The organism is Marinimicrobium hydrolyticum, from assembly GCF_030848505.1.
In the GTDB taxonomy this organism is placed as follows: domain Bacteria; phylum Pseudomonadota; class Gammaproteobacteria; order Pseudomonadales; family Cellvibrionaceae; genus JAVDDU01.
In genome coordinates this window covers 153610-175244 of record NZ_JAVDDU010000005.1, presented here as the reverse complement: position 1 = coordinate 175244, position 21635 = coordinate 153610, and the positions used below count along the sequence as shown (strand labels likewise).

Annotated in this window: 19 protein-coding genes and 1 tRNA gene; 3 read left to right on the top strand and 17 right to left on the bottom strand. The window is 55.4% G+C overall.

What is annotated here, in order from left to right; genetic code table 11:
* From rlmN to trmJ, 12 genes are all read right to left on the bottom strand, one after another.
* Positions 1-1176: a dual-specificity RNA methyltransferase RlmN gene (gene rlmN, locus RBH33_RS11160; protein WP_306732269.1), complete on the bottom strand. Its 1176-nt coding sequence runs from the start codon at positions 1174-1176 to the stop codon at positions 1-3.
* Positions 1177-1201: 25 nt separating this feature from the next.
* Positions 1202-1627: a nucleoside-diphosphate kinase gene (gene ndk / locus RBH33_RS11155; protein ID WP_306732268.1), complete on the bottom strand. Its 426-nt coding sequence runs from the start codon at positions 1625-1627 to the stop codon at positions 1202-1204.
* A gap of 135 nt (positions 1628-1762) precedes the next feature.
* Positions 1763-2185: a SufE family protein gene (locus tag RBH33_RS11150; RefSeq protein WP_306732267.1), complete on the bottom strand. Its 423-nt coding sequence runs from the start codon at positions 2183-2185 to the stop codon at positions 1763-1765.
* A 38-nt stretch (positions 2186-2223) separates the two neighbouring features.
* Positions 2224-2766 (bottom strand): putative Fe-S cluster assembly protein SufT, encoded by a 543-nt coding sequence (sufT, locus tag RBH33_RS11145; protein WP_306732266.1) that lies wholly within the window; start codon positions 2764-2766, stop codon positions 2224-2226.
* 3 nt (positions 2767-2769) lie between these two features.
* Positions 2770-3129 (bottom strand): HesB/IscA family protein, encoded by a 360-nt coding sequence (locus tag RBH33_RS11140; protein ID WP_306732265.1) that lies wholly within the window; start codon positions 3127-3129, stop codon positions 2770-2772.
* Positions 3130-3141: 12 nt separating this feature from the next.
* Positions 3142-4374 (bottom strand): cysteine desulfurase, encoded by a 1233-nt coding sequence (locus RBH33_RS11135; protein WP_306732264.1) that lies wholly within the window; start codon positions 4372-4374, stop codon positions 3142-3144.
* Positions 4367-5686 carry a Fe-S cluster assembly protein SufD gene (sufD, locus tag RBH33_RS11130; RefSeq protein WP_306732263.1) on the bottom strand — a complete coding sequence of 440 codons (1320 nt, stop codon included), beginning with the start codon at positions 5684-5686 and terminating at the stop codon, positions 4367-4369. The genes RBH33_RS11135 and sufD overlap by 8 nt, the downstream gene beginning before the upstream one ends.
* Positions 5686-6435 (bottom strand): Fe-S cluster assembly ATPase SufC, encoded by a 750-nt coding sequence (gene sufC / locus RBH33_RS11125; RefSeq protein ID WP_306732262.1) that lies wholly within the window; start codon positions 6433-6435, stop codon positions 5686-5688. The genes sufD and sufC overlap by 1 nt, the downstream gene beginning before the upstream one ends.
* 661 nt (positions 6436-7096) lie before the next feature.
* Positions 7097-8536, bottom strand: a complete 1440-nt coding sequence (sufB, locus tag RBH33_RS11120) for a Fe-S cluster assembly protein SufB (RefSeq protein ID WP_306732261.1) — start codon at positions 8534-8536, stop codon at positions 7097-7099.
* Positions 8537-8898: 362 nt separating this feature from the next.
* Complete coding sequence (locus RBH33_RS11115; RefSeq protein ID WP_306732260.1) at positions 8899-10083, bottom strand: IscS subfamily cysteine desulfurase; 1185 nt, start codon at positions 10081-10083, stop codon at positions 8899-8901.
* Between the two features lie 13 nt (positions 10084-10096).
* Positions 10097-10579 carry a Fe-S cluster assembly transcriptional regulator IscR gene (gene iscR / locus RBH33_RS11110; RefSeq protein ID WP_306732259.1) on the bottom strand — a complete coding sequence of 161 codons (483 nt, stop codon included), beginning with the start codon at positions 10577-10579 and terminating at the stop codon, positions 10097-10099.
* A gap of 126 nt (positions 10580-10705) precedes the next feature.
* Complete coding sequence (trmJ, locus tag RBH33_RS11105) at positions 10706-11488, bottom strand: tRNA (cytosine(32)/uridine(32)-2'-O)-methyltransferase TrmJ (RefSeq protein ID WP_306732258.1); 783 nt, start codon at positions 11486-11488, stop codon at positions 10706-10708.
* Positions 11489-11731: 243 nt separating this feature from the next.
* Between trmJ and RBH33_RS11100 the strand changes: the two genes are divergently transcribed.
* Entirely contained in the window at positions 11732-12535 is an 804-nt protein-coding gene (locus tag RBH33_RS11100; protein ID WP_306732257.1) for an inositol monophosphatase family protein, read from the top strand.
* 86 nt (positions 12536-12621) lie between these two features.
* Here the strand turns inward: RBH33_RS11100 and RBH33_RS11095 are convergent, their stop codons facing one another.
* The 5 genes from RBH33_RS11095 to queA form a co-directional block, all read right to left on the bottom strand.
* A complete protein-coding gene (locus tag RBH33_RS11095; RefSeq protein WP_306732256.1) occupies positions 12622-14628 on the bottom strand; it encodes a PAS domain-containing protein in 2007 nt (668 codons plus the stop codon).
* 140 nt (positions 14629-14768) lie between these two features.
* On the bottom strand, positions 14769-15932 hold the full coding sequence (gene secF, locus RBH33_RS11090; RefSeq protein WP_373568258.1) for a protein translocase subunit SecF: 1164 nt from the start codon (positions 15930-15932) through the stop codon (positions 14769-14771).
* 13 nt (positions 15933-15945) lie between these two features.
* Positions 15946-17817, bottom strand: coding sequence for a protein translocase subunit SecD (gene secD, locus RBH33_RS11085; RefSeq protein WP_306732255.1), 1872 nt, complete (start codon positions 17815-17817; stop codon positions 15946-15948).
* 145 nt (positions 17818-17962) lie between these two features.
* Positions 17963-19096 (bottom strand): tRNA guanosine(34) transglycosylase Tgt, encoded by a 1134-nt coding sequence (gene tgt, locus RBH33_RS11080; protein WP_306732352.1) that lies wholly within the window; start codon positions 19094-19096, stop codon positions 17963-17965.
* A gap of 14 nt (positions 19097-19110) precedes the next feature.
* Entirely contained in the window at positions 19111-20193 is a 1083-nt protein-coding gene (gene queA, locus RBH33_RS11075; protein ID WP_306732254.1) for a tRNA preQ1(34) S-adenosylmethionine ribosyltransferase-isomerase QueA, read from the bottom strand.
* A 299-nt stretch (positions 20194-20492) separates the two neighbouring features.
* Here queA and RBH33_RS11070 point away from each other — a divergent pair.
* A tRNA-Leu gene (locus tag RBH33_RS11070) sits at positions 20493-20579 on the top strand.
* Positions 20580-20692: 113 nt separating this feature from the next.
* Positions 20693-21589, top strand: a complete 897-nt coding sequence (locus RBH33_RS11065; RefSeq protein ID WP_306732253.1) for an adenylate/guanylate cyclase domain-containing protein — start codon at positions 20693-20695, stop codon at positions 21587-21589.
* The last annotated feature ends 46 nt before the right edge of the window (positions 21590-21635 follow it).

Here is a 21635-nt window from a genome sequence, read left to right as displayed (position 1 = left end):
TTATAGTTCAGAGACTATTTTGACGGTTTCCACCGCCTCGTTAGCGTCAAAGCGTGTGCGATACCTTTCACTTCTCTTAGTGATGTCCTTAACCGTACCGGCCAGTTGTCCACAGGCGGCCTCAATATCCTCACCGCGGGTGGTGCGCACGGTGGTGATAAAGCCTTCCTGCATCAGAATGTCCTGGAAACGGCGCAAGGCGTTGTTGCTCACGCGCTTGTAATTAGACAGCTTGAACGGGTTGAACGGAATCAGGTTGATTTTGACTGGTACGTCACGGAGGAGTTCCGCCAGTTCCTTTGCGTGCCAGGGGCGGTCATTGACCTGATCGATCAAGGTGTATTCGATGGTGATTCTTCGGTGGGTATCCGGACAAGCAGCAATATAACGCTGGGCGGAATCCAGGAGCATCGCAATGGGGTATTTTTTATTGATGGGCACCAACTCGCTGCGCAAGGCATCATTGGGCGCATGCAGAGATATGGCCAGGCAGGCATCGGTGTACTGGCTGAGGCGATCCAAGGCCGGCACCACGCCCGAGGTGCTCAAGGTTACTCGCCGCTTGGAGATGCCATAAGCATTGTCGTGCATCATCAAATTCATGGCATCGACAACATTGTCGAAGTTGAGCAAAGGCTCGCCCATGCCCATCAGGACCACATTGGTCACCCGGCGACGCGCCCCGGGCTGGAGCTGGTCGAAGGATTTGGCGGCGATCCACACCTGACCAATGATCTCGGCTGCGGTCAGATCTCGGTCAAAGCCCTGTTTCCCAGTTGCACAGAAGCTACAGTCCAGTGAGCAGCCCACCTGGGAGGAGACACACAGGGTGCCGCGATCCCCTTCCGGGATAAACACGGTTTCCACCACGCTGCCGCCGGAGACCCGGATCAGGAACTTGCGAGTACCGTCAGTGGAATCCAGCTGTTGAATCACCTCGGGAGCGCGAATTTCGGCGCACTCTTTCAGCTTGGCGCGCAGATCTTTGCTGATATTGGTCATATCATCAAAGTTTTCCGCCCCCAATTGGTGGATCCACTTGAGCACCTGGGTGGCGCGGAAGCTTTTCTCCCCGATGGAGGCGAAGTAGTCCACCAGTTTGGCCTCCGGCAACCCCAACAAATTGACCTTGGGACTGTCCTGGGCGGTGGACCCGCTGCACGCTGTTGCTACCATGGTGATACCTGTTTAAAACTCAGCCCTAGCGGGCCAAAATCTCGTTTGCTTCGAAGAAGAAAGCCACTTCACGAGCCGCCGATTCAGGAGAATCGGAACCGTGTACCGCATTTTCGCCCACGCTTTCAGCGAAATCCGCCCGCAAAGTGCCTGGTTCGGCGTCGGCCGGATTGGTGGCGCCCATCAGTTGACGATTCAAGGCGATGGCGTTTTCACCCGCCAACACCTGAACACAGACCGGCCCGGAGGTCATAAAGTCCACCAGGCCGGTGAAAAAAGGCCGCTCCCGATGTTCAGCATAGAAGCCTTCTGCCTGTTCGCGACTCAATTGCAGCATTTTCAGCGCCACAATTTTCAAACCGGTCTGCTCAAAACGCGAAAGAATCGCCCCAATGTGGTTCTTACTCACTGCGTCGGGCTTGATAATCGACAGAGTCTGTTCAACGGCCATTAGATACCACTCCATTAGATAATAATGCGACCCGGCCCCCATTAGCGTCCCAGAAGCCGACAAATGCGGCGATTATACGCAGTTTAGCAGCGGTTTTATACGGTTTTCGGGGTCTGCGGAGGTGCTCAGGCCGGGCTAGGCTTCGCTTTGGGCGATGGTCTGGATCCGCTGCACCATGGCGCGCAATCCATTACCGCGGGTCGGGCTCAAATGCTTGATCAGATTAAGCTGGTCAAAATAGCCTTCAATATCGAAATCCAGGACTTCCCGGGCCGGCTTGCCATTGTAGGCCGCCAAAACCACACCCAGAAGGCCACGTACAATAAAGGCGTCACTGTCAGCGTGGAAAAAAAGCCGGCCGTCCCGTTGCTCATGGACTAGCCACACCTGGCTCTGACAGCCCCGGACCAGATTGGCTTCGGTGCGATGCTCCTCAGGCAGGGGTTCCAGCTCCTTGCCCAGGTCAATAATGTACTTGTAGCGGTCTTCCCAGGTGTCAAAGAAACCCAGGGTTTCAATAATATCGTCGGGGGTAATGTCTGTACCAAATTGGGACATGGGGCTTCCAGGATTCGCTGTGTTGTATTTCAGGTTTTTTAAAAGAACAGTCCAGTTTCCAGCTGCGCCTCTTCGCTCATCATGTGCCGCTGCCAGGGCGGATCGAAGACCAACTCAACGGCCACTTTCTTCACGTTCGGCACCTTGCGAACCCGATGTTCAACATCACCGACCAAAACCGGGCCCATGCCGCAAGCAGGAGCCGTAAGGGTCATAGTGATATTGACCTGCTTATTGTCCTGATCGATCTGCACGTCGTAGATCAGGCCAAGATTAACCAAATCCACGGGAATTTCCGGATCATAGATGCTGCCCAACGCCTGCCACACTTGATCGGGGGCGATTTGATCGTCCTCGGGAGGCGGAAAGTTGAGATCCGGTGTTTCCAGGCCCAGAGCACCCGCATCACTACCGTCAACGCGAACCATCTGGCCATGATAGGTCAGTGTGTAGTTGCCGCCCAGGGACTGGGTAATGGTTACGAAGGTGTCTTTGGGAATGGTCAGGGGCGTACCGTCGGGCACCCGGCGCGCCGGGCAATCCTCTTGAGCCACTACCACTTGTCGTTCACTGGCGCCCATAACTTAATTCACACTGAAGCTTTCGCCGCAACCGCAATGGTCTTTGGCGTTAGGGTTGAGAAATTTGAGCTGGCGGTTAACGCCCTCTGAGACGTAATCAATCTGGGTACCGCTGACCACTTTTAAGCTGGCACGATCAATCAGAAGCTCCAAATCCTGCGCAAGCGGATAGCGCAGATCTTCAGCTTCCGGCTCAATTACCAGATCGACCACGTACATAAAACCGGTACAGCCGCTCTCTTTCACACTCAAGCGCACCGCTTGCGCCTCTTGATTTTGTTGCAATTGCTTACGAAAGTGCTCCACGGCCGCTGGGCTCACGGAAACCACCTCGGTGCTGGGATCAAAGGACTCTACACTCATTACAGACTCCTGCTAAAAAAATTCGCGCGCCTTGCGTAAGGCGGCAAACAGCCGATCAACCTCGGCCATGGTATTGTAAAAACTGAAACTGGCTCGCACCGTTCCGGGAATGCAGTACTGCTCCATAATAGGTTGCGCACAATGGTGGCCAGTACGCACCGCAACCCCCTGCTGATCCAGCAAAAAACCCAGATCATTGGGGTGCGTGCCTTCCACGAGAAAACTCATCACACTGACTTTTTGCGTGGCCGTGCCCACCAATCTAATACCTTGCTCCGCACTGGCCTGCTCTTGCGCGTATTCCAATACCGCTTGCTCGTGCGCGGCGGCCGCGGTGCGATCCATTTGATTCAGATAGTCGATGGCCGCGCCCAGTGCAATAGCTCCGGCGATATCCGGTGTACCCGCTTCGAACTTGTACGGCAGCTGATTGTAAGTGGTGCCCTCAAAGCTGACCCGCTCAATCATTTCGCCACCACCTTGCCAGGGGGGCATGGCCTCTAGCAACTCGCGTTTACCATACAGCACACCGATACCCGTAGGGCCAAACAATTTGTGCGCGGAAAACACATAGAAGTCGCAACCCAGCGCCTGCACATCCACCGGCCAGTGGCTTACCGCCTGGGCACCATCGATCAAAACCCGAGCACCGAACTTATGGGCCAACGCAATGACGTCCTCGATGGGATTCACCGTTCCCAGAGCATTGGACACATGCCCAAGCGATACCATTTTCACGCGCTCATCGAGAAGGATATTCAGCGCGGTCATATCCAGCGTGCCGGTTTCATCAACCGGAATGGCTTCCACCGAAGCACCGGTAGCGGCGGCAGCCATCTGCCAGGGCACAATGTTGGAGTGGTGTTCCATGGCGGAAACCAGTACCCGGTCCCCGGCTTTCAGGTTGCTGCGACCCCAACTGCTGGCCACTAAGTTGACCCCTTCAGTGGTACCACGCGTCCACAGAATTTGCTGGGTCGAAGGCGCGTTTAAAAACTCCGCCACTTTCGTGCGTGCGCCTTCGAATTTTTCCGTCGCCCGAGCCGCTAACGTGTGCGCACCTCGGTGTACATTGCTGTTATCGTGACTGTAGTAATGCACGATGGCATCAATGACCGCCTGAGGCTTTTGTGTGGTGGCGGCGTTATCCAAATACACCAGCGGATGACCGTTCACAGTCTCCCGCAGGATAGGAAAATCCTCCCGGACCCGCTCGACATCAAACAAGTTCACACGCTTATTCATAACTGAGGTGCCGCAGTAGCTCACTGTTAGGGCTAAACAGTTGTGCCAGCCTCGGACCCAAATAGGCGCGCACGGCGGGCTGAGCCACTTGCTGTAGCAATTCATTGATAAAGCCGAAGTTCAACATCACTTCCGCCTCCGCACGAGGAATGCCCCGGCTTTGCAGATAGTACAGCGCAGTCAGGTTCAATTGGCTGACCGTGGCGCCGTGAGCGCACTTAACGTCGTCGGCGTAAATTTCCAACTCCGGCTTGGTATCCACTTCCGCCTTGTTGGAAGTCAGCAGGTTTTTGTTGCTCAGCTCTGCCAAAGTTTTTTGTGCGTGGGGATGAATGTAAATCCGGCCATTAAATACGGCCTTTGCAGAATCGCCCACAATGCCGTGAAAAACTTCTTTGCTGGTGCAGTGCGGCACCATGTGACGAATCTCGGTGTGGTAATCAATCAGCTGCTTGTTTCTCGGCAGATACAAACCCTGCAAATCCAGCTCCGCACCCTCACCCCGGTGATTCACCTGGTAATCAATGCGCTTCAGGCGGCTACCCTGAGCAATGGTAAATGCACGCAAGCGCGCTGAGCGCTGCAGGTCCACATGCACGCCGCCTACGTGCAGTATATTCTCTTCTTCCAGATTCAATCGGTAGTGGTGCAGTTCGGCGTTTTCTCCCACCACCACTTCGGTCAAACCGTTCACAAAGCCGTTCTGTTCAGACGCACCAGATACGAAGTGTTCGATCACCTCGGCCTGGGCGCCATTTTCCAACACCAGCAACAAGCGCTGGTTGGCGGTGGCTGGCTCTGCCGTAGCGGTGGAAACGTGAATCACGTACAGAGGCTTTTCCAAGCGCTGGTTAGCTGGCACATGCAGAAGCACGCCGTCGGACGTCCAAGCGTTGCTCAGTGCAGCAAACAGGTGCTTTTCAGCATCCACAACTTTGCCCAGATGTTTTTCAATCACGGCTCGGGCCGCACCTTCCGCCGCACCAAAGCGAACGACTTCGGCGGGTAACTCGCTGGAGTGTTCAGGATGAAAAACGCCATTCACAAATACCAGCCGAGTGGCGTCAATGTCGAGCCACTCTTGCTGGTCCTGCCAATCAGCCTCTACATCCGCCCAGCGCCCAAAGCCCACTTTTTGCAAAGGCGCTAAGGGGGTGTACTTCCAATGCTCAGTCTTGCGGCTCGGCCAGGCTGCACTGGACCACAGCTCAGCGCCCTGCTCCCGCAAACCGGCGAGCCAGTCGGGGCTTGTTTGCTGGCCAGCGAGCACTAAAGCTTGCTGCTGGAAGTCGGTTATGGACTTATCCGTCATTACGCTACCTCTTGTTCCAGCCAGCCATATCCTTTAGCTTCGAGTTCTTTGGCCAGTTCTTTATCACCGGATTTCACGATTCGACCGCCCGCCAGTACGTGTACAAAGTCGGGCACTATGTAGTCCAGCAGCCGCTGGTAGTGGGTCACAACAATAAAGCTGCGCTCTGGACTGCGCATGGCGTTGACGCCGTTGGCGACAACCTGCAAGGCGTCGATATCCAACCCTGAGTCGGTTTCATCGAGAATGCACAGCTTGGGTTCCAACAGCATCATTTGCAGCAGCTCATTGCGCTTTTTCTCGCCGCCGGAAAAGGCTTCGTTGACGCCGCGCTTTAGGAACGATGCATCCAGGTCGACTTTTTTACTGGTTTCCCGCGCAAGCTTCAAAAATTCCACGGAGGACAGTTCGGGCAGGTCGCGATGTTTGCGCGTAGCGTCCACGGCCGCTTTGAGGAATTCCATGTTGCTGACGCCGGGAATTTCCACCGGATACTGGAACGCCAGGAACAGACCTTCACGAGCCCGCTCTTCGGTTTCCAGCTCCAGCAGGTCGGCACCCTGATAGGTGACGCTACCGCCAGTAACCTGGAAACCTTGCCGGCCGGTCAGAACATTGCCCAGGGTGCTTTTGCCGGACCCATTGGGACCCATAATGGCATGCACCTCTCCCGGTTTGATGTCCAGGCTAAGGCCTTTAAGAATTTCCTGTTCTGCGACGCTGGCGCGAAGATCTTTAATGCTCAACATAATCTTTGGTTTCCCATTGGGTGAAACGTTAACCTTTCTGTATTTCTAAATCGTTTTGAATGTAGTCTTGGTGCTTCGTAAGGTCGCTCCGCCGCGAGGGGAAACTACCTTCCGGGACACGCGGTGAATACTTCCATGTAGTTTGGATCGGGCATACCGCGTGTCTCGAACCCCTGTACCCCTTACCGGGCCTCTCCACATCCAAAACCAAAACGCAGACAACTTTATCTTTCTGAAACTCTCAATTCTTTCAATCGTTGCCAAGCTTGATGCTTTGTAAGGCTACTCCGCCGGAAGGGAAAGTTAACTTCCGGGACACGCGGTAAATACATCCCTGTAGCTTGTTTCGGGCGTCCTGCCCTCTACAGTCCCGGAAGTTAACTTTCCCTCCCGGCTCAGCGGTAACTGCGGGTGCGACGCTCAGTTGACCCTTGGTACAAACTCTAAGGACAACCCAGGCCTTTCGTCTTACAACCGCAAAAAGCCAAAACTCCCAAGCTCAAGCTCGGTAAGGGGTACAGGGGTTCGAGACTGTAGAGGGCATGGATGCCCGAAACAAGCTACAGGGATGTATTTACCGCGTGTCTCGAACCCCTGTACCCCTTACCGAGCCCCTCCGAGCTCCAATTGAAAACCCAACTCAAACTACAAAAGAAAAAACTTAACCAACCGCTCCCTCAAGACTTACCTCAAGCAATTTGCCAGCCTCAACCGCAAACTCCATAGGCAATTCTTTAAACACTTCTCGACAAAACCCATTCACAATCATCGATACCGCTTTTTCAGCGTCCAGACCGCGCTGCTGACACAAAAACAACTGATCGTCACTCACCTTCGACGTCGTTGCCTCATGCTCAATCACCGCACTTGGATTCTTACTTTCGATATAAGGAAAAGTGTGCGCCGCGCAGCGATCGCCAATCAGCAGAGAATCACACTGAGTGTAATTGCGCGCACCCTCAGCGCCGGGGTTCATACGCACCAGACCGCGGTAGGCGTTGGAGCTTTTGCCTGCAGAAATACCCTTCGAGATAATCGTGGAACGGGTATTTTTACCCAGATGAATCATCTTGGTGCCCGTATCAGCCTGCTGAAAATTATTGGTTAGCGCGACCGAATAGAACTCCCCAACACTGTTATCCCCTTTCAGGATACAACTGGGATACTTCCACGTAATCGCCGAACCAGTTTCCACCTGAGTCCAGGAAATTTTGGCATTGGTGTGCGCTACACCGCGCTTGGTCACAAAGTTAAAAATGCCACCTTTGCCGTTCTCATCGCCCGGATACCAATTCTGTACCGTCGAGTATTTGATCTCCGCGTTATCCAGCGCTACCAACTCCACCACCGCCGCGTGCATCTGATTCTCATCGCGCATGGGCGCGGTGCAGCCTTCAAGATAACTGACGTGGGAGCCTTCCTCAGCGACAATCAGCGTGCGCTCAAACTGGCCGGTATTCTGCTCGTTAATGCGGAAATAGGTGGACAGCTCCATGGGGCACCGGACCCCTTTGGGAATAAACACAAAAGAACCGTCGGAGAATACGGCGGAATTCAGAGCCGCGTAGTAGTTGTCTTTTTGGGGAACCACTGAGCCCAGATACTTTTTAATCAGTTCCGGGTACTTTTGCACCGCTTCACTGATGGAACAGAAAATGACACCGGCTTCGGAAAGCTTTTCACGGAATGTGGTTACCACTGAGACTGAGTCAAACACCACATCCATAGCCACACCAGCGAGTACTTCCTGTTCATGCAGCGGGATGCCCAGCTTTTCGTAGGTGCGCAGCAACTCGGGGTCCACTTCGTCCAGACTTTTGGGACGATCTTCCATGCTTTTGGGAGCGGAATAATAGGAGATGGCCTGAAAGTCCACTGGCGGATAGCTAACATGCGCCCAGCTGGGTTCAGTCATTTCCTGCCAGGCACGGAACGCCTGTAAGCGCCATTCGAGCATCCACTCGGGCTCCTGCTTCTTCGCAGAAATGAAACGCACCACGTCTTCATTCAAACCCGGTGGCAGAGTATCCGAGTCGATCAGGGTATGAAACCCGGCCGCGTACTCTTTGCGAATCAAATTTTCCACTTGCTCTTCAGCCATTACTTCACCTCTTGTCCGGCTGGCGGCCGGAAGGGTTGCCCGAGGGCAACGCTCTGGATTTACGTACTTTCAAAACCGGCAGGAAAACCCTGCGTATTAACCAATCCGTCATTCCCGCGAAGGTGGGAATCCATCAGCTACCTACCAACCGACCGACTAACGGGATCCCCGCTTACGCGGGAATGACCAGTGCTGAGGTTCGCAGAAATCCTGCATTCGTGAACCCTCTCGTCATTCCCGCGTAAGCGGGAATCTATCAACTACTTAGCGTCACCCACAACTGGGGCTGCGCTCGCACAGGGATGATAACTGCCGGGAATTTTCCCCGCGTCTCATAGTGGCTTTGACACCACCCCTGTGGGTCATTTCCGAATCTTTTCCACTACTTCTCGGATGTGGCTCACTGCAATCGCCACTTCTTCTTCCGTGGTGTAGCGTCCCAAGCTAATACGCAAGGAGGACTGAGCCAGTTCGTCGCTCAAGCCTATGGCCTTAAGCACGTAGCTGGGCGCCATAGTGGCGGAAGTACAGGCGGAGCCTGTGGCCACAGCCAACTGACGTAAGCTCAATAAAAGCATTTCGCCGTCGCAGCCGCCGAAGGCCACGTTTAAATGCCCGCACGAGCGCTCTTCAACGGGACCGTTGAGCCGCACACCGGGCAAGTCTGCGATGCCTTGCCAGAGTTGATCGCGCAGGGCTGCGATTCGCTTCGGCTCGCTGCCCATTTTGTCTTTCGCCAATTGCGCTGCGCTGCCCATACCGACACATAAATGCGTGGCCAGTGTGCCGGAGCGCATGCCCCGCTCGTGGCCGCCGCCGTGCATTTGCGGCGCAATCACTACGTCCGGATGGCGGCGTACATAGAGTGCGCCGACACCTTTAGGGCCATACATTTTGTGCGCGGACAGCGACATCAAATCCACCGACTGTGCCACTACATCCAAAGGCACACGCCCGCTGCTTTGTGCCGCATCCACGTGAAACAGGCAACCGTGTTCGCGGCAAACGGCCCCCAACTGGGCAATATCATTAATACTGCCTATCTCGTTGTTGATGTGCATGATGCTTACTAGGAAAGTATCTTCCCGCAACGCGTCTTTCAGTATTTGCACATCGACCCGGCCGTCCCGGTTCGGGATCAGGTACGTGACCTGCACGCCCTGCTCGGCCAGCCACTGGGCCGCGTCAAGCACGGCTTTGTGTTCAATAGCCGAGACAATCAAGTGTCCGGCGCTTTTACCGGCGCGTCGGCGCGCTTCTGCGGCGCCCTTGAGTGCCAGGTTGTCGGCCTCGGTAGCGCCGCTGGTCCAAACGATTTCCCGGGAGTCGGCATTGATTAGCTCAGCCACCTGGAGGCGCGCCTGCTCTACGGCTTCCTCGGCTTGCCAGCCGTAGAGGTGCGAGCGGGACGCTGGATTGGCAAAGTTGCCCTCCCGAGTCAGGCACTGGACCATTTGCTCGGCCACTGCTTCATCCACCGGGGTCGTGGCCGCGTAATCCAGGTATATGGGCCTTTGTGGCGCGCCCGACGGGCGACTGACTGTCATCTCGTACTACTCACTACTGTATTTCGCTACACGCTATCTGTTGGTCGCGGTCCAGCGGCAAACGCTGATCCTGACGCTGGCTGACGGCCTGAATATCACCTCGCGACACCAGGTCGGCGAGGGAGATGTCACTTAAAAACCGATGAATCTGTGCGCTCAAGTCCTCCCACAGGTGGTGGGTCAAACACACCTCACCCTGCTGACAGTCCCCTTTACCTTCACAGCGCGTGGCATCCAGGGATTCACTGACCGCATCCACCACCTGTGCGACGGAAATCTCTGCGGTAGTCTTGGCGAGGCGGTAACCGCCGCCTGGGCCGCGAACGCTGTTGACCAGTTGCTGGCGACGCAACTTGGCGAACAGTTGTTCCAGGTAGGACAATGAAATCCCCTGACGCTGGGAGATGTCCGCCAGACTGACGGGCCCCCGCTCGCAGTGCAGTGCCAAATCCAACATTGCCGTGACCGCATAGCGGCCTTTGGTGGTCAGTCTCATTGCCGAACCTGTAAGTGAGAATCAGTCGTGGCTGAAGGTGGTAGAGAGAACCCTCTATATCCGACTATTTTACTCAACTATTGACTGGTATCCAAGGGATTTTTTCCCGCCCACCGTCGACAGGCCCTAGCCCTCATCGTCCGAGAGTTTCTCCAGGCGCTTGTTGGTGTGGTAGATGTAGTTCTGCGTGGCGGTAAGCACACCGCGCAAAATACTCAATTCCATTTCATCCGGGCGTACCCGGTTATATAGACGGCGCAGACGGGTCATGGTCTGACGAGGATTATCCGGGGTCAGAAAGCCCAGGGTTTCCAGGGTTTCCTGCAAGTGCTCGTAGTAGCGCTCCACAGCCTGGCTGGGCGCGGGGGGCACATCCCAGGGCTCGGGCGGCAAAAGCGTGCCCTGCTCCTGGGCCAGATGCGCCATACGTATTTCGTAGCTGACAACCTGAACAGCCGCGGCGAGGTTCAACGAGCTGTAGTCCGGGTTAGAGGGAATGTGCACGTGATAATGGCACTTGTGCAGCTCCTCGTTGGTCAGGCCGCGATCTTCACGGCCGAACAACAGCGCCACTTCGTGCCTCTGCGCCTCTTGCCAGCAGCGTTCGCCGCACGCACGTGGGTCCACTAAGGGCCAGGGAATACGCCGTCCGCGCGCACTCGTGCCCACCACCAAACCGCACTCTGCAATGGCTTCGTCCAAGGTTTCCACCACAACTGCCTGGTCCAGTACGTCCAATGCGCCAGCGGCTCGCCATACGGCTTTCTCGGCCGGGAAATCCTTCGGTGCCACCAGGTAAAGGCGCGACAGGCCCATGTTTTTCATGGCCCGGGCAGCTCCACCGATGTTGCCGGGATGGGAGGTGTTCACCAGGACGATACGGATGTTATCAAAAGCGTTGGCGGTCATAGGGCGGCTCTCATACAAATACAGTGCGCCTCGCATTGCCTAGGCGGGGCCGGGGGTCAGAAAAGGCGCGCATTCTACCACGAACGTTGCGTCCACGAACCTCGGGTTTTCGCCGCAATCTCGCAATGGATCAGCGCACTGATGCCGTATACCCCTAGAGCCTGGGCCGTGTGCAAGTTATACTAGCGCCCTTCGCGGGGTCCCCCCGTCCGTTCTTTCACGCAGCCACAGATTGATCGCCCTATGGAACCCATGTTAAATATCGCCCTGCGCGCGGCGCGCAAGGCAGCTCTGTTGATTGAGCGCTCTTACGAGCGTCTGGATTTGGTCAAGGTCGAGAACAAGCGACCCAATGATTTCGTCACCGAGGTAGATCGCGCGGCGGAAAAAGAGATCATCAGCCAGTTGCGCAAGGCCTACCCGGATCACAGCATTCGCGGCGAGGAAGGCGGCGATCAGCCCGGCAAAAACCCCGATTACGAGTGGATTATCGATCCGCTGGACGGCACCACCAATTTTGTACACGGCATGCCGCACTTTTCCATTTCCATCGCCTGTAAATACAAAGGGCAATTGGAGCACGCGGTCGTGCTGGACCCGGTTCGCCGCGAAGAGTTTACCGCCAGCCGTGGTAAAGGTGCGGCACTCAATGGTCGACGCATTCGGGTGACCTCACGACGGGGATTGGAAGGCGCTCTTATCGGCACCGGTATTCCTTTTGACGGCTACGCCTACGATCATATCGACCCTTACTTAGCCTGCGTTAAAGATGTGGCGGGACAAACCGCCGGTATTCGGCGCGCCGGGTCGGCGGCACTGGATCTAGCCTATGTGGCCGCTGGCCGCTTTGATGCCTTTTGGGAAATGAATCTGAACGAGTGGGACTTTGCCGCGGGCGTGCTTCTGGTTCACGAAGCTGGCGGACTGGTCAGCGATTTCAAAGGCGGCAAATCGTATATGGAAACCGGCCATATCGTGTGCGGCAGCCCAAAAGTGTTCAAGCCGATTTTGCAATTAGTTGAGAAACACTTGGGACACATCAAATAACGCGCCGGCTCACCGAGCGGTCGAACCGGTAAGTTTGCCGGGCGACCGCTCAGGATTTTAATAATAAAGAAATACGAAATGGGTGCTTAGGCGAGGAGCTGGTTCAGCGTGTGGATCAGATGGTTAATCTCCACCGGTTTAGTCAAGTAATCATAAAATCCAGCATTCTTCCCGCGCTCTATATCGTAGGGCATAGCATTGGCGGAGAGGCCGACCACTGGAATATGCGCGGTGATCGGGTCACGCTTGAGCACTGACAGCGCCTCATAGCCATCCATGCCAGGCAGATTGATATCCAAAATAATGACGTCCGGCTGATCGTTCCGGGCCTTATAAATCCCCAGAAATGCTTCCTCCGCCACGTCCAACTCCAATTCGGGATAACGGGCAAACAACTGCTGTAGGAGTCGTATATTGGAAGGGTTATCTTCCACATACAGCACCCGGCATGGCCCCTCCACATTGAGTTCCGCCGCCTGAAACTCGTTCGTACGAGGCTCGCTCACCGCCAACAAATCCTGATTCCACTCGGTGGACAGCGGCAAGTCGATCCAAAACTCGGTGCCTTTACCTTCAACACTTTCAAACGACAGTTTGCCCGCCATCATTTCCACTAGCTGCTTGGTAATGACCAACCCGACCCCGGAACCTTCAACTGCCGACTGCTCCGCGTTTAGGCGGTTAAACGGTTGAAACACTTCATCCTGGCGGTTGGCGGGAATGCCCTGCCCGGTATCGCGCACGGAAATGCGCAGCTGGTTGTCCTGATGCTCAGTCATGCGCACCACGACTTCGCCACCCACTTTGTTGTATTTCACAGCGTTGCTGATCAAATTAATGAGTGCTTGTTTCAAGCGCACATTATCAGCCACCACATAGCTGCTTTCTAAGCCGTTCAAACTGACATCGAGCTTTACGCCTTGAGCGTCGGCTTGGGGCTGCACGAGCGTAAAGCAATCCGCGATCACCCGGGAGACCAGTACCGGCTCGAGGGAGACGGTCATTTTGCCCGATTCAATCTTGGCCAGATCCAATACATCATTGATCAATTGCAATAAATGCTGGCCAGCTTTGTAGATTTCCCGCACGTTGTCCATGTGACGTTGAGGCAGGTTCACGTCATACTCGAACAACTGGGCGTAACCCATAATGGCGTTCAAGGGGGTACGCAATTCGTGACTCATACTGGAGAGAAATTCCGATTTGGCCTGATTGGCTTTTTCCGCCGTCTCCTTGGCCTGCATGACGCGCTCTTCTGCTCGTTTGACGTCAGTAATATCCATATTGGTGCCGGACATGCGCACCGGTTTGCCAGTGGCATCAAAGCTGGCGCGTCCGCGGGCGCGAATCCAGCGTACGTCCCCTTCCTTACCAAATATCCGATACTCAATATCAAAGGGGCCGGAGCCTCGCATGTGAGAGGCCAGGGTATCGTCGAATTTGGGTAAGTCCTGGGGATGAATGTGAGAGCGCCAGACCGCGAGACGATTTTGGCCACGGTTCACCAAATCGTCTTTTTCGTTGTAACCTAAATGCTCCCAACAACGGTTGGAGAAGTGAAAACCGCCCCGGTCCGCATACCACTCCCAAATCCCGTCGTTAGAGGCCTGAATAATACGGGCTTGACGAGCTTCACTCTCGCGTAGTGCCGCTTCAACGTTTTTAAGCTCGGTAATATCAAAATTGACGCCGGAAATGTAAAGCGCCCGACCGTATTGGTCACGGATGGAATTGGCCCGAACCTGAGTCCAGACGTAACCACCTTCTTTGGTGCGAATTCGGTAGGAGGTGTAGAGTTGCTCGCCGCTGCGCAAATGCTGGCGCACCGCTTCGAGCATATTTTCCCGGTCATCCGGGTGAATAAAGTCCGGCAGTTGATGAGCATCAGCAACACGACGCTGGTCCTCTGCCCCGTATCCCAGACTTTCCCAGAAGCCTCCCGACCAATCTATGCGATGAGTGGTGAGATCCCACTCCCAAAAACCATAACCACTGCCGTTAAAAATCCGACGATAGCGCGCCACCAGATCACGCAGCTGCTCGCTGGACATAGAGCCAAGCTCTTCATCGCTGATGGTAATACGGTTGGACATACAATTGCTTCGGCATCTGGGCAAACCGGCCTTGGCAGAGCCCGTTGTTATTATGGGATACAGATGGACAACATAAACCAGTTTTTACGCCAATACCAGCCGCCGCCCATGATATTTTCGGGCAGCGGCGGCGCCCCAATTTAGGGCGCGATTGGCTCTTGATCTTCGCCTTCTTTGGGCGGAGGCATGAGATCTTCTTTGGTCAACTGTAGGCTGACCAATAGGTTGGCGGAGATGTATATAGAAGAGTATGTACCGATCACCACACCGGCGATCAGTGCGGCCGAGAAACCGCGAATCAGTTCGCCACCCATGAAGAACAAAATTAACAGAACCATTAGAGTGGTCAACGACGTGATTAGAGTCCGCTCGAGCATTTGCGTCAGAGAGCTGTTGATCACCTCCTCGGTGGTACCACGTCGCATCAAGCGGAAGTTTTCCCGTATTCGGTCATAGACAACGATGGTGTCGTTCAACGAATAGCCGATGACCGCCAACAAGGCCGCCAACACCGTGAGATCGAACTCCATCCCCAGGAGAGAGAAAATACCCACGACAATAATCACATCGTGGATCAGGGCGAGCACGGCACCAAAGGCAAATTTGTATTGGAAACGAAGGGCCACATAGGCCATGACCACGAACAGCGCAAATAAGAGCCCGAGGCCACCTTCGTCGCGCAGTTCCTCACCGATTTGAGGTCCCACAAACTCACTCCGACGCAGCTCCAGGCGTGAGTCCGTGGCCTCCGCAATCGCGTCCATCAGATAGGATATATAAACGTTATCCAGGGAGCGCTCTACCGCCACCTCAACCGAGTCACCCACAGTGTCAAAGCGCACAGAGCCGTACAGCGCTCTGGAAAACAACCCCGACTCTCTCAGTTGTTCTTCACTCACTCCACTCACTTGCACGATCTGCGTGAAATCCACCATTTCACTGGGCACGCGGCGAACTTCGGTGACAGATGCCTGTGGGTCAAGCTCAACCAAACGCCGCTCAATGCGCCGCTGCTCTTCGTCCTCCATGGATTCTTGAGTGCGGATCAGCACTTCAGTGTCGGAACCGAACAAGACCACTACTGGATTCTCAAGCCCAGTTTCGCCAAGCACCTCCCGAATCCGGTTGAGGTTTACGGGCTCTTCAAAGCCCAGCTCCAACTGAGTACCGCCCGTAAAGTCCAGACCCAGATTCAGCCCTTTGGTTACCAAAGAACCGATAGAGATTACCAGCAGAATGAAGGAGATGGTCAGCGCAGTCTTGCGCATCCCCATAAAATTAATGGTTTTTTCAACGTGCACCATAGCTGTGACTCTCTTATATCCAGATCTTCTGCAGATTTCGGCGGCGGCCATAAATCAAGTTCACCAGGGCACGGGTGCCTATAATGGCGGTGAACATAGAGGTCATGATGCCGATGGACAGGGTAACCGCGAAGCCTTTGACCGGCCCGGTACCAATGGCGTAGAGGATCACCGCCACCAACAATGTGGTGATGTTGGCATCCAGAATACTCACGAAGGCGCGCTCATAGCCCGAATAAATGGCCGACTGTGGTGAGCTTCCGGAGCGCAGCTCCTCGCGAATCCGCGAGAAGATCAGCACATTGGCATCCACCGCCATACCCACAGTGAGCACGATACCGGCAATACCCGGTAGCGTCAGTGTGGCGCCGATGATGGACATAACAGCGACCAGAACAAACATGTTCATGATCAGCGCGAGATTCGCAATCAACCCGAAGGTTTTGTAGTACAGCAGCATGAACAGCAACACCAGCGCCATCCCCCAGGTGAGTGAGGTGATGCCCTGGGAAATGTTTTCTGCACCCAAAGATGGCCCAATGGTGCGCTCTTCCACAAAATACATGGGGGCGGCCAGGGCGCCAGCGCGCAGCAGCAGCGCCAATTCGGACGCTTCAGCAGGCGACTCCAAGCCAGTAATACGGAACTGCACCCCCAGGGCTCCCTGGATGGTAGCGAGGCTGATAATTTCCCGATCGACGTAGTATTCGGTGACTTCTACCTGTTCGCCGGCTTCGTCGGTTTGGATCTCGGTGCGGCTTCTGTGCTCAATAAAGAGTACACCCATGCGCCGACCGATGTTGCTACGGGTCGCCCGGTGCATCATGGTGCCGCCGAGGCTGTCCAGGGTGATATTCACCTGGGGCTGGTTGGTTTCGTGGTCGAAACCACTGCTGGCGTTGGCCACATGATCACCGGTAAGGATGATTTGCCGCTCCAGCTCCGCCGTAGCTCCGCGTCGGTCCTCCTGACTGCGGAATGGGAATTCCTCTTTCATGGAAACCATGGTGTCCGGCTGGGCTTCCAGGCGGAATTCCAGGTTGGCGGTACGACCGATAATCCGTTTGGCTTCAGCGGTATCCTGAACGCCCGGTAGCTGAACAATAATCCGGTCAGCGCCTTGGCGCTGGACGATAGGCTCGGAAACACCCAGTTCGTTAACCCGGTTGCGCAGGGTCACCAGGTTTTGATTCAGAGCGTAACTTTCAATTTCGGAAATAGCGCTTTCGCTCAGGGTGGCGTAAAAGCGGTGCTCGTCATCGGTATCGACACTGCGGAAGCTGTGATCGTTAAATTCCCGACGCACCGCAGCTACTGCTTGATCGCGCAACTCCGCCGTACGGAAGCGACCGTAAATCACATTGTCCTCATCCACTTCTACTTCGTGGTAACGAATGCGCTGGTTGCGCAGTATGCTTTTCATTTCATCGGAATTGATTTCCTGCCGCGTGGCAACCGCGCTATGAGTATCCACCTCCATCAAAAAGTGCACACCACCAGACAGATCAAGACCCAAGGCCATGGGGGAGCCACCAATGGAACGTAGCCACTGCGGCGTGGTGGGCGCCATGTTCAAAGCAGCCACATAGTCACTGCCCAGCACTCGCTGGATCTCCCGACGAGCCAGCATTTGGTGCTCTTCTTCTTCCAGGCGAACTAGAATTGCGCTTTCGGTGACTTCCGTATTGACGATGCCCACACCTAGAGAAGTTAAATGTTCCTCTACGGTTTGTGCCTGCTGGCGGCCTACCACTACATTGGCAGCGGCGCCGGAGATCTGTACCGCCGGATCCGGGGCGTAGATGTTGGGCAGCGCATAAACGTATGCCAAGACGGCAACGAAGGCTACCAAAAGGTACTTCCAGAGCGGATAGCGGTTTGACATAGATGGTTCCGTGTATTTATTTAACGGTATCGATGGATTGCGACGGGCTCGAAAGCTGGAGCAGCCCCTGGATTCCGGGTCGAGTCGGTAAAGGCGCGATTATACCGATTTAAACGCATACAACAACGAACAGCCATCCGACCCATCAGGCATCCGTCAGTTCCGAAGTCAATGCCGGCACGGGTAACCCCTGGGCACTGTAAAAATCCTCTACCATGGCATCCAGCTCTCCGGCCGCAATCGCCGCTCTAAGTTGGGCCATCAAGTTCTGGTAAAAAGTCAGGTTGTGGATGGTTGCCAGCTGGGCGGCCAGCATCTCACCACATTTTTCCAAGTGGTGAAGATAGCTGCGACTGAAGTTTTGACAACAATAGCAATCACAATGTGAGTCCACAGGCCCGGTATCGTGACGATGACGGGCATTGCGAATCTTAACCACACCCTCGCGAGTAAACAGGTGGCCATTGCGCGCATTACGCGTAGGCATCACACAATCGAACATGTCCACACCGCGGCGCACCGCCTCGACAATATCCGCCGGCTTACCCACGCCCATCAGGTAGCGGGGCTTATCTTGCGGCATGTCCGGTGCCAATGCATCCAACACCTTCAGCATTTCGTCTTTGGGCTCCCCCACTGACAAACCGCCGATGGCGTAGCCGTCAAAACCAATATCCATCAGGCCGGCCAGAGATTCCCGGCGCAACTGCGGGTACATGCCGCCTTGCACAATACCAAACAGAGCGGCTGGATTGTCGTCATGAGCAACACGTGAGCGTTTGGCCCAGCGCAATGACAGCTCCATGGAATCCCGAGCCTGTTTCTCCGTCGCTGGGTACGGGGTGCACTCGTCGAAGATCATGACTATGTCAGAGCCCAAATCCCGTTGCACTTTCATGGCGGTTTCCGGGTCCAGATAGACTTTGCTTCCATTAATGGGGGAGCGAAAGGAAACGCCCTCCTCGGTGATTTTGCGCAAGTCACCCAGGCTAAACACCTGAAAGCCGCCCGAGTCGGTGAGTATGGGCCCAGGCCACTGCATAAAGTCGTGCAAATCCCCGTGCGCCTTTACCACCTCAGTGCCCGGTCGCAGCATTAAATGGAAGGTATTACCGAGAATAATCTGCGCACCGGTCGCGGCTATGTCCCGGGGCAACATGCCCTTGACGGTGCCGTAGGTGCCCACGGGCATAAAAGCGGGCGTCTCTACCACTCCCCGAGGGAAGATCAGGCGCCCACGCCGGGCCAACCCTTGCTGGGTATCCAACTCAAACTTCATAGTAGGGGATTGCTTCAAGCGTCTGTCTCTTTGGAGTCCGTATCTCCGGCCACGGATTCGGTCTCGGCCTGGGGATTGCGCGTAATAAACATGGCATCGCCATAACTAAAGAAGCGGTATCGTTCTTCTACCGCTGTCCGGTAAGCACCTAGCGTGTGGCGATAACCGGCAAAAGCCGACACCAACATCAACAGAGTGGACTCAGGCAGGTGGAAGTTGGTGATCAATGCGTCCACCACCTGAAACGAATAGCCGGGGTAAATAAAGATGTCGGTATCGCCCCGATAGGGCTGCAACTCACCAGAGCGAGCCGCGCTTTCCAGGCAGCGTACGCTGGTCGTTCCCACCGCGATAACTCGACCACCGGCTTCACGGGTGGCACGCACTCGCGCGCAGACCTCTTCATTCAACTCCATCACTTCGCTGTGCATCTGATGCTCGGTGATGTTATCCACGCGCACAGGCTGAAAGGTTCCTGCCCCTACATGGAGGGTTACAAAGGCAATTTCAACCCCTTTGGACCGCAGCTGATCCAACAATTCAGTATCAAAATGCAGCCCAGCGGTGGGCGCGGCTACCGCGCCGGAGTGACGGCCGTACACCGTTTGATAACGTTCCCGATCCAGCGCCTCGTCTTCCCGGTCAATATAAGGAGGCAGAGGCATATGCCCCGCCCGCTCCAAAACTTCGAAAGCGGGCTCTCCCTCAGGGAAATTTAATTCGAACAAATCACCACGACGGCCGGTTACCGCCAGACGAGTACCATCTTCCAACAGGATGAAGCTACCAATCTTCGGGGATTTGCTGGCACGGGTATGGGCGAGTACCCGCTGCTCATCGAGCAGCCGTTCCACCAACACCTCCACCCGGCCGCCCGTGTCTTTTTGACCGAACAGGCGCGCGGGAATAACGCGAGTATCGTTGAAGACCATGAGGTCACCGGGCTGCACCAATTCCAGTAAGTCTGGAAAGTGCCGGTGCGCCACTTGGCCACTGGGGCCATCCAAACACAGCAGCCGGCTGCCGCGGCGCTGCGCTGCTGGCTCACGGGCAATGAGCTCGTCGGGCAAGACGTATGAGAAATCCTGGCGTTGCATAATAAAAGTACAAAGGCGTGTGGTGAGGGCACCGAATGGCGCTCTGGAACTCGTCAGGTTGGCAAGGGTATAGGAAAAGCGCTCATCTGGCTACGCGCACGGCTCAGCCTGCCGCTATAAAAAGACATTTCCTGTCAGTAGCAGTTGACGGGGTGAGGCACACTGCTATAATCTCGCGCTCTTCGATGGCGGCCAGCCCTCATCGAGAGATGGGCTGGAGCCCGTGAGCGACCGCAGGGCCAGTGCGAAGCACTGGTAGAACTTGCAAACCGCACAGTAACTTCAAGTTACGTTTTTGTGCCAGAGTGGCGAAATTGGTAGACGCAGGGGATTCAAAATCCCCCGCCCGCGAGGGTGTGCCGGTTCGAGTCCGGCCTCTGGTACCATCTTTATCTATTTGCATTCCTATCCCCACTGTCCGCCCCCTGTGTTTTGTAACACAGCCGCGTTATGATGCGGCTGTTCGTTCCTTCGTTTACCCAGAGAATTCACACCGGTAATGAGCCAGCAGAGCCGCGACCTCGCCATTATGTTTGCCGACGTCTCCAACAGCTCGGCCCTATACAAGCGCCTGGGAAATTTGGGCGCCAAGCAACTGGTGGATAACACACTGGACATTATGACCCGGCTGACTGTGGAGTATGCCGGTACCGTCGTAAAAACCATCGGCGACGAAATAATGGCCCGCTTTGATACAGCCTGCGACGCCTGTCGAGCCGCCACCGCCATCCAGCAGCGTTGCGCCCTGCGCAGTGGCAATGAAGCATTAGCCGTGCGCATCGGTATAGCCTACGGCCCCACCCTACTCGACAAAGAAGACACTTTCGGCGACACGGTAAACGACGCCGCCTTCGTCACTCATATTGCCCGCGCCAATCAAATCGTTTTGACGGAAGGCGTGGTGTCCAGTCTCGACGACGATCTGCACAGCCAGTGCCAAACCTTCGATCAGGTAAACATCAAAGGCGAAGTGGGCCACACCACTATTTATCGGCTGCAGTGGGAAGGTGCCACCCATGGGCACAGCGCCACGCGCATGATGTCCGTGGATGCGATCTCCCAGCGGCTGGACGGTATGAAGCTGACGCTCATCCTAGGCGGAAGGGAAATCACCATCGCGCCCTACCAAACGCCGTTCGTGGTGGGTCGGGACGCGCTCAAAGCCGATTTGCAAATCGATTCGGGGCTGGCCTCTCGCGATCATTGCCATATTGTTTTTCGCCGCGGCAAGTACGTATTGGTGGACCACAGCACCAACGGCACCTATGTGCAGAGCCCCGGCCAAGCCGAAATTTACCTGCGTCGCGAAGCCTTGCCGCTGTTGGGCTCCGGCACCATATCCTTGGGGCAGCCACCTCAAAAGGCCGACAATTGGTTGATTCATTTCAGCCTTTAAACCGAATGTTTCACTCATACGTCTGGCGTGGCGCATGGGAAAAGCC